The sequence below is a fragment of the Pseudomonas fulva NBRC 16637 = DSM 17717 genome, from assembly GCF_000730565.1.
Lineage (GTDB): Bacteria > Pseudomonadota > Gammaproteobacteria > Pseudomonadales > Pseudomonadaceae > Aquipseudomonas > Aquipseudomonas fulva.
In genome coordinates this window covers 95,862-108,934 of the sequence record NZ_BBIQ01000018.1, presented here as the reverse complement: position 1 = coordinate 108,934, position 13,073 = coordinate 95,862, and the positions used below count along the sequence as shown (strand labels likewise).

Sequence of the window (13,073 nt, the reverse complement as noted above, 5' to 3'; positions counted from 1 at the left end):
CAACGGCAACGGCAACGGCAACGGCAACGGCAACGGCAACGGCAACGGCAACGGCAACGGCAACGGCACGAGTCGGCCTGCTATCCAGCCTAATGTCAATTTAGTTGAAGGCAGTACAGGCTACAACTGACTCAACCTCCCAGGCCAGCCAGACCCTCACCGCCCCTTCAAATCAACCCGCCGCAAATGACACGTCACCTCCTCCCGATCGTGATACAGCTGCTTGCACGCAATCTGCACCCTCACCTTCCGGGCCTTGAACGTCGCCTCCATGCGATCGAGCAACCGCCGCACCTCAGCATACCGCTGCTTCATCGGCAGCTTCAGGTTCACCACCGCCTCGCGGCACAACCCCTCCCCCAACCACGTCTCGATCAACGCCGTCGTCCGGGCCGGTTTCTCGACGATGTCGCACACCATCCAATCCACCGGGTGCTTGGGCTGCCACGTAAAGCCATCGGCCATCAAATGCTGGACCAGCCCCGTGTCCATCAGGCTCTCGGCCATCGGGCCATTGTCGATGGCCGTTACCAGCATACCGCGCCGTACCAGCTGGTACGTCCACCCACCCGGCGACGCACCCAGGTCGACACCGGTCATGTCATCGCCCAACCGCTGCTCCCATTGCTCGCGTGGGATGAACTGATGCCAGGCCTCCTCTAGCTTCAAGGTCGAGCGACTGGGCGCTTCACGCGGGAATTTCAAGCGGGGAATGCCCATCGGCCATAATGCACTGTTGTCAGCCAGAGCCTGACCGACGAACACCCGGCGGCCACTGATGAACGTCAGCAACAGACGCGGGCGACTCGAGTCGTCCACCAGGCGACCGGCCTTTTCCAGCGCCTTGCGCAACGGCGCTTCGAACTTGCGGCAGAACGTCGACAACTCCTTGCCCTCGTTGCTGTCGAGCACCTCCAGCCACAGGCTGCCGAACACCGGCTGGTCCGCCAAGTGCGCCAACAATACGCTGATGCGATCGCTCTCGGGCAGCTCGATGAACGCGCCACGCGCCCACTGCCTTGGGAAAATCAGCTGATTGAACCGCACCGCGTGCATCAACCGATCGGCACCGCCTTGCTCGCTGCAGACGAACTCGGCGCTGGCGCTGCCAGGCTTGCCTTTGGCATAGCCGGCAATTCCCAGGCGAGCGGCATGTTCACTGATTTCGGCGCACACCTCACCCTCGAAGCCGGGCCGGCAATGCATGAACAGGGTTTCCATCTCTTACTCCACTACGGCTGGCGCGACACAGGCGCCGGCAGGGCGGCGATGATAAAGGAAGATCGGAACCTGGGACATGCCCCGCTGGTCCAGAAAAGGGTCAGGTCAGGCAAACAGGACTAACCTGACCATTCAGTCGGACCCGTGCCGTGCGGGCCTGTACACAGCGGTGCTACCGGCAGCCCTTCGAGACGTTGCCGGGCACCGGCTCAGAAGGAGTTGGCAATGCCCTCGCTCGATAGCCTGAATACCCTCACGTCGCTCAATGTCGGTGACAAGACCTATCACTATTTCAGCTTGCCGAAAGCTGCTCGACAGCTCGGCGACCTGCAGCAATTGCCCATGTCGCTGAAGGTGCTGCTGGAGAACCTGCTGCGCTGGGAGGACGGCAAGACCGTCACCGGTGAAGACCTGCAAGCATTGGCCCAGTGGCTCGTTGAAAAGCGCTCAGACCGTGAAATCCAGTACCGCCCCGCGCGGGTACTGATGCAAGACTTCACCGGTGTGCCTGCGGTGGTGGACCTCGCCGCCATGCGCGCGGCCATGGCCAAAGCGGGCGGCGACCCCCAGCGCATCAACCCGCTATCGCCCGTGGACCTGGTGATCGACCACTCCGTGATGGTTGATCGATACGGTACACCGCAGGCCTTCGGCGAGAACGTCGACATCGAGATGCAGCGCAATGGTGAGCGCTATGCGTTCCTGCGTTGGGGCCAGAGTGCCTTCGACAATTTCAGTGTGGTACCGCCTGGAACTGGCATCTGCCACCAGGTGAACCTCGAATACCTGGGGCGGACCGTGTGGACCCGCGAAGCCGACGGCCGCACCTATGCCTTCCCGGACACCCTGGTCGGCACCGACTCCCACACCACCATGATCAATGGCCTGGGCGTGCTGGGCTGGGGCGTGGGCGGCATCGAGGCGGAGGCTGCCATGCTAGGCCAGCCGGTGTCGATGCTGATCCCACAGGTCATAGGCTTCAAGCTCACGGGCAAGCTGCGCGAAGGCATCACTGCCACCGACCTTGTCCTGACGGTCACCCAGATGCTGCGCAAGAAAGGCGTGGTCGGTAAGTTCGTGGAGTTCTATGGCGACGGTCTGGCCGAGCTGCCCTTGGCCGACCGCGCTACCCTCGCCAACATGGCGCCAGAGTACGGTGCGACCTGCGGTTTCTTCCCGGTCGATCAAGTAACGCTGGATTACCTGCGCCTGTCGGGTCGCCCTGAAGCGACCGTGCAACTGGTCGAGGCCTATTGCAAGGCCCAGGGGTTGTGGCGCCTACCTGGCCAGGAGCCTACCTTCAGTGACACGCTGGCGCTGGACATGAATGACGTCGAATCCAGCCTGGCGGGCCCCAAGCGCCCACAAGACCGGGTTGCGTTGGCCCAGGTCAAGCAGGCCTTCGAGCAGTTCGTCGAGCTGCAACCCAAACCTGCCGCCAAGGAAGTCGGCAGGCTCGAGAGCGAGGGCGGAGGGGGCGTTGCCGTGGGCAATGCCGATCAGGCGGGCGAAGCCGACTACAGCCATCAAGGCCAGACCCATACGCTGCGCGACGGGGCCGTGGTCATTGCGGCCATCACCTCCTGCACCAACACCTCCAATCCCAGTGTGATGATGGCGGCTGGGCTTGTGGCCAAAAAAGCCCTCGAGAAAGGTTTGCAGCGCAAGCCATGGGTTAAAAGCTCGCTGGCACCGGGGTCCAAGGTAGTCACCGAATACTTCGACGCGGCCGGTCTCACGCCCTACCTCGATGAGCTCGGGTTCGACCTGGTCGGTTATGGCTGCACCACCTGCATCGGCAACTCAGGTCCGCTGGACGAGCCTATCGAAAACGCCATCAGCAGCGCCGACTTGACCGTCGCCTCGGTATTGTCCGGCAACCGCAACTTCGAAGGCCGCGTGCATCCACTGGTCAAAACCAATTGGCTCGCCTCACCGCCCCTGGTCGTGGCTTATGCACTGGCTGGCAGCGTGAAAGTCGACCTGACACACGACCCACTGGGCACTGACAAGCAGGGGCAGCCGGTCTATCTGAAGGATATATGGCCTAGCCAGCAAGAGGTGGCCGAGGCTGTGGCCAAGGTGAGCACAGCCATGTTCCACAAGGAATATGCCGAAGTGTTCGCAGGCGACGAGCAATGGCAGGCTATCGAAGTGCCACAGGCTGCCACGTACGTGTGGCAACCGGACTCGACCTACATTCAACACCCGCCTTTCTTCGAAGGCATCGAAGGACCGGCGCCGCGGATCACCGATATCCACAGCGCCCGCATCCTGGCCCTGCTGGGCGACTCGGTGACGACCGACCACATCTCTCCGGCCGGCAACATCAAGGCCGATAGCCCTGCGGGTCGTTACCTGCGCGAAAAGGGCGTGGAGCCTCGCGATTTCAATTCCTACGGGTCACGGCGCGGCAACCATGAAGTCATGATGCGCGGTACGTTCGCCAATATTCGCATCCGCAACGAGATGCTTGCAGGCGAAGAAGGCGGCAATACCGTGCATGTGCCAAGCGGCGAGAAGCTGTCGATCTACGACGCCGCCATGCGCTATCAGGAGCAAGGCACGCCCCTGGTCGTGATCGCCGGCCAGGAATACGGCACAGGGTCCAGCCGCGACTGGGCTGCCAAGGGCACGAACTTGCTTGGCGTTAAAGCAGTGCTGGCCGAAAGTTTCGAGCGTATTCACCGCTCCAACCTGGTTGGCATGGGCGTGCTGCCGTTGCAGTTCAAGGCAGGCCAGGATCGTAAACAGCTTGGCCTGACAGGCAGAGAGCAGATCGATATCACTGGCTTGGAGGGGACGGCCATTGTGCCGGGCATGAGCCTGGCACTGACCATCACCCGCGAAGACGGCACGAAGGAGCAGGTCGAAGTGCTCTGCCGGATCGACACCCTCAATGAAGTCGAGTACTTCAAGACGGGTGGGATCCTGCACTATGTGTTGCGTCAGTTGATCGCCGCGTAGGCCCCGCGAGGGTGCCAGTCTGCGCGCAGGCTGGCACCCTCTTCCCAAGCGGGCATTGCTAGCCCATGCCACCTCAAGGTACTCATGTAGAACCCCGTGCGAACCAACGGCGAGCAACTGCCAGTAGCTCACCCGTACCTGCCATGCACTGCCATGGATCAACCCCTGTAAATATCCCCTCAATAATCCGCGCACCGTGCCGATACCAATCCAAAGCCCTGCGGACATCCTAGCCATGCGCAACAACCAGCCCATTACCCAGAGAGAACGGACTTTCCCTGCCAAGCAGCGGTTGATTTCCACCACCAATGCCAAAGGTGTGATCACTTACTGCAACGATGCCTTCATCGAAATCAGTGGTTTCACCCGCGACGAATTGATGGGCGCAGCGCACAACCTGGTCCGTCATCCTGATGTGCCGCCCGCCGTGTTTGCTCACATGTGGCAGACCCTCAAGCAGGGCCAGCCCTGGATGGGCATCGTCAAGAACCGCTGCAAGTCGGGTGACCACTATTGGGTCAACGCGTATGTCACACCGATTTTCGACAACAACCAAGTCGTCGGCTTCGAGTCGGTGCGCGTCAAGCCCACCGCTGAGCAGATTCGTCGTGCCGAGGCCCTATACCTGCGTATCAACCAAGGTAAACCGGCAGTACCGCGGCGTGACCGGTGGCTCCCCATCTTGCAGGACTGGTTGCCCTTCATCCTGATCAGCCAGATCGGCTTCCTGATCGGCAACTGGCTTGGACACTCATGGGGCTTTGCCTTGGCAGCAGCGTTATCTGTCCCCCTGGGCCTGCTTGGGCTGACCTGGCAACAACGTGGGCTCAAGCGCTTGTTGCGCCTGGCCGAGCAGACCACGTCCGATCCGCTGATTGCGCAGATGTATACCGACAGCCGCGGCGTGCAGGCGCGCCTGGAAATGGCCATGCTCAGCCAGGATGCCCGGATGAAGACCTGCCTGACACGGTTGCAGGATAGCGCCGAGCATCTGAGCGATCAGGCCCGTCAGTCCGACGAGCTGGCGCATATGAGTTCATCAGGCCTGGAACGCCAGCGCGTGGAAACCGAGCAGGTCGCTGCCGCAGTGAACCAGATGGCTGCTACCACCCAGGAGGTGGCCAACCATGTGCAACGCACCGCCGATGCGACCCAGCAGGCCAATCGCTTGACTGGCCAGGGCCGTCAAATTGCCGGAGAGACGCGCGCAGCCATCGAACGCCTGTCGGCGGCCGTTGGAGAAACTGGGCAGACCGTGACGCAATTGGCCAAGGACAGTGACGAGATCGGCGGTGTGGTCGATGTCATCAAAGGCATTGCCGACCAGACCAACCTGCTGGCGTTGAACGCCGCCATCGAAGCGGCACGGGCAGGCGAAATGGGCCGGGGCTTTGCCGTGGTTGCCGACGAAGTGCGGCAGCTGGCCCAGCGCACGGCTGAGTCGACCGGGCAGATTCACGGCCTGATCGCCAAGCTCCAGCAAACCGCCAGCAACGCCGTGACGACCATGGAAAGTGGTCACCGCCAGGCCCAGGAGGGTGTCGATCGGGTGATGCAGGCTGACGAGGCGCTAGTGGGCATCAGTGAAGCTGTGGCGAACATCACCGACATGGCCACGCAAATTGCCGCTGCGACCGAGGAGCAGACTGCGGTAGCCGACGAGATCAGCCGCAACATCAGTACCATTGCCGACCTGGCCGACCAGACGGCCGAACAGGCACAGCATTCGGCGGTGTTGAGCGAGGCCCTCAACAGCACGGCGGGTAGTCAATATTCACTGGTAGAGCGTTTCAACCGCTAGACCTGACAGCCTGCGAGGGGTCGGCATCGCCGGCCCCTCGTATTGACCAACGCTACCAATCAAGCCGCAGTTGGGTTTCGAAATGGCGAGTTTGCCCGGTCAACGGGTCATCGAAGCGCAGACTTTGCGCCAACAGTTTCAGCGGCCGTTGATAGTCATCCTGACCCTCGAGCAATGACGGATAGAACGGATCATTGCTGATGCCCGCCCCCAGCGCAGCCATGTGCACCCGCAGCTGGTGCGTCTTGCCCGTGATGGGCGAGAGCTCATACCGCCACTGCTCCCCGTTCTTTTCCAATACGCGGGCGTGCGTCTCGCTGTTGGTCGGCCCCTGCACCTCATGCATGCGAAAGAACGGCTCTGCGTGTTCCAGGCGGCTGCGGTGCACCAATGGAAACACGTGTTGCTCGAGGGGGGCAGCAATGGCCTGGTAGCGTTTATCGATCCGCCGCTCTGGAAACAAGCGTTGGTAAGCGCTGCGTGACTCAGGGTTGGCTGAAAACAGTACCAGCCCGGCGGTGTGCCGATCGATACGGTGCAGGGGCACCAGGTGCGGATTGTCCAGACGATGAATGAGACGGCGTAGCAAGGTCTGCTCCACGTACTCACCCCCCGGCGTTACCGGCAGAAAATGGGGTTTGTCAGCCACCACCAGGTGGTCGTCCACATGCAGTATCGCTTCCTGCACGGGAATCACCCGCTCGTTCGGCACCTCGCGAAAATAGTGCAGGCGCAGGCCGCGCTTATAGGGATGATTTGCCGAAATGGCCTGGCCGTCGGCGCTCAGCACACGCCCCCGGGCAAAACGGTCCACCCACTGGCTACGGTCGATGGCCTTGAAGTGATCGCACAGGCAATCGAGCACCGTAGCCCATTGACCTGGGGGCAGACATACCGTGCTGGCTTGCAGTCGGGCGGGGTCGAATGAGGTCATCGTTGGGCTCGGAACCTGGCTTGGCGGCGTATTATCCTTCAAGCCCCGCCGATCAGCCAGCCTGGGCCAGCGACTCGCTGCGCGCCTTGAGCCAGCGCAGCACCTGAACAGGCTCCCAGCGGCTGGGGTCGTACAGCGCATACACCAGCCCTTCATAACCCACCACATCCAGCCCTCGGTGATAGCCAGCCCGCTGAAACAGCGCCTCGACCTCGGCGAAGCAGGTATTGAAATGCACCTTGCCGAAAGGCGTGCGATCATCGGTGACCAGGCCTTCAAACCGAAGCTCCAGGACAGCGTCGGCCACCCTGTCGACGGGCATCCGGTTGACGCTGTACTTCAATTGCTCGACGTTGAGCATGGGCTCACCCTAATACTGTATTTATGTACAGCATACGAATATCCTTCCGTTGCCGTCAATCGATGTCATACCAGCCCAGGCAGGTAACCGTCCCCCCCGCGCAAGGTGAGTACCTGTCGGCGTGGTACGCCATGGGTCACGGACAGATGCACCCATTTGTCGAATTCCAGTATGAGCTGATCGAATGCGATCGGGCTTGTGCTTATCCGGCGCGCCGTGTCCCTGGGGGATAGCCCGCTGACCGTAAAATCAGCGGCAAGCCCTTGCAGGTGCTGACTACTGGCGGCGCCACCCACTAGCCGATTGAGGTGCTCGCTGCGATAGCCGCTGCTGATGATGATCGGCGCCGCGAGCAATCTGCGCACCTGCTCAAGGGTGGTGCAGAGCATTCGAAGGTTGTCGATGACCGGTTGCGGTGGGGTGTTGTCCAAACCTTCCCGAGCGGCGACCCGAGAAATGATCATTTCATCGAGCGTAAAATGTGGAGTGAGCAACATGGCATAGAGGTCCGATGGCGATTGGCGAGGTCGGCACCAGAGGCTTGGTAGGTGCCTGGACGCGATCATCGGACAGGCGCCCGCTGCAATGGAGCAGGGTCACGGCTCCTATAGAGGGTTGATTACCTCAGGAAGGCCGCTACTTGATCGGCATCGAACGGCCAGGCTAATTCAGCCTCGTTATCGCAGCGGCGCAGGACGGGGATGACGAGACCGTAGCGTTCAAATAGCGCTTCGCTCTCGGCGATGTCGACCAACTCGACCAGTAACCCATGGTCGACGAAAGGCATCAGCACGGCCTCCGCCACCTCGCACAGGTGGCATCCCAAGGTGCTGAACAGCTGGCATTCTGGCAACATGACACGCATCCCCAATGGCTTTCGCAGGTCATTATTCTAGGCCGCACTGCCGATGCCTGCACCTCTAGCCTGTCAGTCCTGGCTTGTGGCGCCTATGCGATGCAAGGACAGGTCAGCCCCTTCGAACTCCTGTTCGTGACTGAGTCGCAACCCCAGCACCTTGCGGATCGCGCCGTAGACCGCCAGGCCGCCGATCAGTGCCACCCCTACCCCGGTCAACGTTCCCAATAGTTGACTCCAGACGCTGACCCCACCCAAGCCACCCATCCAGACCTGACCAAAAACGCCGCAGGCGATACCGCCCCACACCCCACACAACCCATGCAGGGGCCAGACACCCAGGACATCGTCGATCTTCCAGCGATTCTGCGCAGCGGTGAATGCCCATACGAACAACGCTCCCGCCACCAGACCCGTAGTCAGCGCGCCCACGGGATGCATGAGGTCGGAGCCTGCACAAATGGCGACCAGCCCGGCCAGCGGGCCGTTGTGCAGGAAACCCGGGTCGTTGCGACCGACCAGCAAGGCGGCCAAGGTGCCGCCGACCATGGCCATCAAAGAATTGATAGCGACCAGGCCGCTGATGCCCTGCAAGGTTTGCGCACTCATCACGTTGAAGCCGAACCAGCCGATGATCAGTATCCAGGAGCCCAAGGCCAGAAAAGGGATACTCGATGGCGCGAACGCGACCAATCGCCCTTCACGGTAACGCCCGCGCCTGGGGCCCAGCAGCAGGACCGCAGCCAGTGCCAGCCAGCCGCCCATGGCATGCACCACTACCGAGCCGGCAAAATCATGGAACGGCGCTCCAAAGTGCTCATGCAACCACCCTTGGACACCGAAGTTGCCATTCCACACCATCCCCTCGAAAAACGGATACACCAATGCCACGATCAACGCCGTGGCGCACAGTTGCGGTGCAAAGCGCGCTCGCTCCGCGATCCCGCCCGAGATGATCGCCGGTATAGCCGCTGCAAACGTCAGGAGGAAAAAGCATTTGACCAGGCTGTAGCCGTTATCGATAGCCAGCGTGGCAGCAGGCTGAAAAAACTCGACCCCGTAGGCTACCCAATAACCGATGAAGAAATAGGCAATTGCCGACACGGCAAAATCGCTCAGAATCTTCGACAGTGCGTTGACTTGATTCTTGTAGCGCACGGTGCCGACTTCAAGAAACGCGAAGCCGGCGTGCATGGCGAGCACCAGAATGGCGCCTACCAGAATGAACAACGTGTTAGCACCGTTGACCTGAGACTGCATCGCGCTTGATGTCATATCCATGAAGCAAAAGCACCTGTCGGCACCATTAACGCTCAGTCGAGGCTCACCCTGCACCGATTCGGTGCCAGGCAAGGCGGGCTGGGCGCTTGCCACGAATGGATGGACGCCGTATCTGGCAGTCTGGGCATTTTGGGTTAATGTTTAGGCATGGCGGTGGGTACACGCCCCGAAGCGGCGCAGTGCATTCAACAGATGCCCTGCAACGATGCAAAACTTAAGCAAAGCCTGTACCAGTGTGGTGACTTGAACCTTCCAGCAGCCACGTCACTCGAAGTACCAACATCAACCGACAGGGAGAGACACATGGCCAGCAATTCGGCAAAGCATGCACAAGATGTACTGATGGCTGACTTCCAGGCACTGGTCCGCGACACGGAGAAGCTGCTGGCCGATACCGCCAACTTGGCAGGTGACCAGGCGCAAGCGCTGCGCGAACAGATGCACGAGCGCCTGGCGCAGGCACGCGAAACGCTGGAAGTCACACAGGAATCGTTGCGCGAACGCAGCCAGGAAGCACTGGGCAGCGCCGAGCAGTATGTCCAGGAGAAACCCTGGCACGCCATTGGGATCGCAGCCGGCGTGGGCCTGGTGATCGGCCTGCTGGCGAACCGTCGTTGAGGGGTTTTCATGGACAATGACGCCATCGGCACCGGCGCCACCGGCAAACGGCTCGGTGCAGCTGTTCTGGGGCTGCTACACAGCCATATAGAACTGTTCGGCATCGAACTGCAGGAGCAGAAAGGACGCACACTACGCCTGTTGCTGTTCGCAGGTCTGGCACTGGTTTTCGCGCTGCTGCTGTTGACAGCGCTTTCCGGGTTGGTGCTGGTTTTGCTCTGGGACACCTACCGCCTGGCCGGCATCATTGGTCTGTGCGTGTTTTATGGACTGGCAGCGCTGTATTGTGGCCTGCGCCTCAAGAGCGCGGTGTTCGACGAGTCCTCGCCCTTCCACTCCACGCTTGAGGAACTGGCCAAAGATCGGGAGCGCCTTCTGCCATGAACCTGCCTGACTTGCCCAATACACGTAACCCGCGGGAACTGCGCAAGGCGCTGCTGCGCTTGCGCATGGAAATGCACCGCCAGGAAATCCGCCATGAAACCGGCCAACTGCTCGAACCTGTACGGCGCATACGCGGCATGGGAAGCTCGCTGCATGCCGGGCTCGGCATCAAGCATGCGCCACTGTGGGGCATAGGGGCGGTAGTGGCCATGGGCTTTTTGACTGGCAAGGGTGTTCGAAGTGGTGGCCTTCCCCGCCTTGTGCGCCTGGGTGCCAGTTTGATTCCCCTGGTGAAGCTGTTCATGCAGAGCAACCGTCGGCGCCGGTAACCCACACCTCACGCCGCGTCAGGGGTTCATCGCGCACAGGAACCCATGACACGGCGTATGCTCGGATCTACCCCTTCAGGAGACTGCGCCTTGGATTGGCATACCCTGCTTACCCGCGAACGCCTGGGCAAAGCGCTATACAGTGCTGAAGAATTGGGGCGCAGCCCTTTTCACAAAGACCATGACCGCATCATTTTCTCCGGCGCTTTTCGTCGCCTGGGGCGCAAGACACAAGTTCATCCTGTCACCAGCAACGATCATATCCACACGCGCCTGACGCATTCGCTGGAGGTGAGTTGCGTAGGCCGCTCGCTTGGCATGCGCGTTGGGGAAACGCTACGTACGAGCCTACCCGACTGGTGTGAACCGAGTGATCTGGGCATGGTGGTGCAGTCAGCCTGCCTTGCCCATGACATCGGCAATCCCCCCTTCGGACACTCCGGCGAAGATGCCATCCGTCATTGGTTTCAGCAGGCCGCCAATCGTGGTTGGCTGGACGACATGCGCGACGATGAACGGGCTGACTTCCTCAATTTCGAAGGCAATGCCCAAGGCTTTCGGGTACTGACGCAGCTGGAGTACCACCAGTTCGATGGGGGCACCCGCTTGACCTATGCCACCCTCGGAACCTATCTCAAGTACCCCTGGAGCGCTCGTCATGCCGATGCCCTGGGCTACAAAAAGCACAAGTTCGGGTGTTACCAAAGCGAATTGCCTCTGTTGGAGCAGATTGCGAGTCGTCTGGGCCTGCCCCAGGTAGATGATCAGCGCTGGGCACGTCATCCCCTGGTGTATTTGATGGAGGCTGCCGATGACATCTGCTATGGCCTGATCGACCTGGAAGATGGCTTGGAGATGGAGCTTCTACAGTACGCTGAAGTCGAAGCGCTGCTACTCGATCTGGTGGGCAACGACCTGCCAGAAACCTACAGGCAGCTCGGCCCAGGTGACTCAAGGCGTCGTAAGTTGGCGATCCTGCGCGGCAAGGCGATCGAACATCTGACCAATGCGGCGGCACATGCCTTCGTGGAACAGCAAGATGCACTGCTTGCCGGCCAGTTGACCGGCGATCTTGTCGAGCACATGCACGGCCCCGCCAAACGCTGTGTACTGCACGCCAAGGCGATGGCGCGGAACAAGATTTTCCAGGACAAGCGCAAAACGCTTCACGAGATCGGTGCCTACACCACGCTGGAGATCCTGTTGAACACCTTCTGTGGCGCCGCATTGGAACAACAGGGTGGCCGCACGCCCTCGTTCAAGAGCCGCAGGGTGTTGGATCTGCTCGGCAACAATGCCCCCGACCCCCATGGTTCGCTTTATCAGGCCTTCCTGCGCATGATCGATTTCATAGCCGGGATGACGGACAGTTACGCCACCGAAATGGCACGGGAGATGACAGGTCGTTCCGGTCCTGCCTAAACACGCCTGGAAAGTCGCCGACCTTCGCCTTCAAACGGTCCAGTAGGGAAAACCTTACTTCAGATTCAACCAACGCTGGACACTGAGTTGAAACCCTAAACATCAGTTAACAAACAAGGTTTGACTTTAGCTATTAATGCAATTGTACGTAAGTAGTTTTGGTTAAGTTTGTAGGCCATTTCCTATATACGGTTATTGAGCCGCCCTCGCATTACTTGCCGCTTTCAACTGGGTTAAGGTGCCAACTGTCACCCTCATTGATAGCAGGGAAGTAAAACATGTACTCCATATTCATCGTCGACGACCATCCGGTGATCCGGCTGGCAGTGCGCATGCTTCTGGAAAATCAGAATTACACAATCGCTGGCGAATCGGACAACGGCGTGGACGCCATGCAGATGATCCGCGAAACCAACCCAGACTTGATCATCCTGGATATCAGCATCCCCAAGCTCGATGGCCTGGAAGTGTTGGCAAGGTTTCAATCCCTGGCAATGCCACAGAAAATCCTTGTGCTGACCGCGCAGTCGCCGGCGCTGTTCGCCGTGCGCTGCATGCAATCAGGGGCGGCGGGCTATGTCTGCAAGCAGGAAGACCTGAGCGAACTGCTCAGCGCGGTAAAGGCGGTATTGGCTGGGTACAATTACTTTCCCAGCCAGGCCATGCAGCCTCATCTACCTGTTGACAACGACTTGCAACTTCTAAGCACTGTCAATGATCGGGAACTGATGGTTCTTCAACTTTTTGCACAAGGGCGGACCAACAAGGAGATTGCAAAGGGCATGTTTCTAAGCAGCAAGACGGTCAGCACTTACAAGAAACGCCTCATGCACAAACTCGAAGCCAGCACGCTGGTCGACCTGATCGACATGGCCAAGCGCAACGCACTGGTCTGAGGG

The 13,073-nt window shown here is 60.3% G+C and carries 13 protein-coding genes; 7 read left to right on the top strand and 6 right to left on the bottom strand.

All coding sequences use genetic code 11. From position 1 onward, the window contains the following. Positions 1-156: 156 nt before the first annotated feature. Positions 157-1,221 (bottom strand): 23S rRNA (cytidine(2498)-2'-O)-methyltransferase RlmM, encoded by a 1,065-nt coding sequence (rlmM, locus tag PFU01S_RS17245; protein ID WP_027916560.1) that lies wholly within the window; start codon positions 1,219-1,221, stop codon positions 157-159. A gap of 225 nt (positions 1,222-1,446) precedes the next feature. Between rlmM and acnA the strand changes: the two genes are divergently transcribed. Together acnA and PFU01S_RS17235 are read left to right on the top strand one after the other, a co-directional pair. After that, a complete protein-coding gene (gene acnA / locus PFU01S_RS17240; RefSeq protein ID WP_028688164.1) occupies positions 1,447-4,188 on the top strand; it encodes an aconitate hydratase AcnA in 2,742 nt (913 codons plus the stop codon). Positions 4,189-4,423: 235 nt separating this feature from the next. Next, the gene (locus PFU01S_RS17235; RefSeq protein WP_027916558.1) at positions 4,424-5,989 is read left to right on the top strand and encodes a methyl-accepting chemotaxis protein; all 1,566 of its coding nucleotides are present in this window, start codon (positions 4,424-4,426) and stop codon (positions 5,987-5,989) included. 52 nt (positions 5,990-6,041) lie between these two features. Here the strand turns inward: PFU01S_RS17235 and PFU01S_RS17230 are convergent, their stop codons facing one another. The 5 genes from PFU01S_RS17230 to PFU01S_RS17210 form a co-directional block, all read right to left on the bottom strand. After that, a complete protein-coding gene (locus PFU01S_RS17230; RefSeq protein WP_028688163.1) occupies positions 6,042-6,923 on the bottom strand; it encodes a pseudouridine synthase in 882 nt (293 codons plus the stop codon). A 52-nt stretch (positions 6,924-6,975) separates the two neighbouring features. Then, a complete protein-coding gene (locus PFU01S_RS17225; RefSeq protein WP_027916556.1) occupies positions 6,976-7,284 on the bottom strand; it encodes a hypothetical protein in 309 nt (102 codons plus the stop codon). Positions 7,285-7,349: 65 nt separating this feature from the next. Further along, positions 7,350-7,781 carry a D-Ala-D-Ala carboxypeptidase family metallohydrolase gene (locus tag PFU01S_RS17220; protein ID WP_027916555.1) on the bottom strand — a complete coding sequence of 144 codons (432 nt, stop codon included), beginning with the start codon at positions 7,779-7,781 and terminating at the stop codon, positions 7,350-7,352. Positions 7,782-7,903: 122 nt separating this feature from the next. After that, positions 7,904-8,140 (bottom strand): glutaredoxin family protein, encoded by a 237-nt coding sequence (locus PFU01S_RS17215; RefSeq protein ID WP_027916554.1) that lies wholly within the window; start codon positions 8,138-8,140, stop codon positions 7,904-7,906. A 72-nt stretch (positions 8,141-8,212) separates the two neighbouring features. Beyond that, positions 8,213-9,421, bottom strand: coding sequence for an ammonium transporter (locus tag PFU01S_RS17210; RefSeq protein ID WP_028688162.1), 1,209 nt, complete (start codon positions 9,419-9,421; stop codon positions 8,213-8,215). A gap of 303 nt (positions 9,422-9,724) precedes the next feature. On the opposite strand from PFU01S_RS17210, the gene PFU01S_RS17205 reads away from it, so the two are divergent. The 5 genes from PFU01S_RS17205 to PFU01S_RS17185 all read left to right on the top strand — a co-directional run bounded on the left by PFU01S_RS17205 (position 9,725) and on the right by PFU01S_RS17185 (position 13,070). Next, positions 9,725-10,039 carry an ElaB/YgaM/YqjD family protein gene (locus PFU01S_RS17205; protein WP_027916552.1) on the top strand — a complete coding sequence of 105 codons (315 nt, stop codon included), beginning with the start codon at positions 9,725-9,727 and terminating at the stop codon, positions 10,037-10,039. A gap of 9 nt (positions 10,040-10,048) precedes the next feature. Then, complete coding sequence (locus PFU01S_RS17200) at positions 10,049-10,423, top strand: phage holin family protein (RefSeq protein ID WP_023533670.1); 375 nt, start codon at positions 10,049-10,051, stop codon at positions 10,421-10,423. Continuing rightward, on the top strand, positions 10,420-10,752 hold the full coding sequence (locus PFU01S_RS17195) for a hypothetical protein (protein ID WP_027916551.1): 333 nt from the start codon (positions 10,420-10,422) through the stop codon (positions 10,750-10,752). The genes PFU01S_RS17200 and PFU01S_RS17195 overlap by 4 nt, the downstream gene beginning before the upstream one ends. Before the next feature lie 90 nt (positions 10,753-10,842). After that, positions 10,843-12,174, top strand: a complete 1,332-nt coding sequence (locus PFU01S_RS17190) for a deoxyguanosinetriphosphate triphosphohydrolase (RefSeq protein WP_027916550.1) — start codon at positions 10,843-10,845, stop codon at positions 12,172-12,174. A gap of 278 nt (positions 12,175-12,452) precedes the next feature. Beyond that, positions 12,453-13,070 (top strand): response regulator transcription factor, encoded by a 618-nt coding sequence (locus PFU01S_RS17185; protein WP_027916549.1) that lies wholly within the window; start codon positions 12,453-12,455, stop codon positions 13,068-13,070. Positions 13,071-13,073 lie beyond the last annotated feature (3 nt).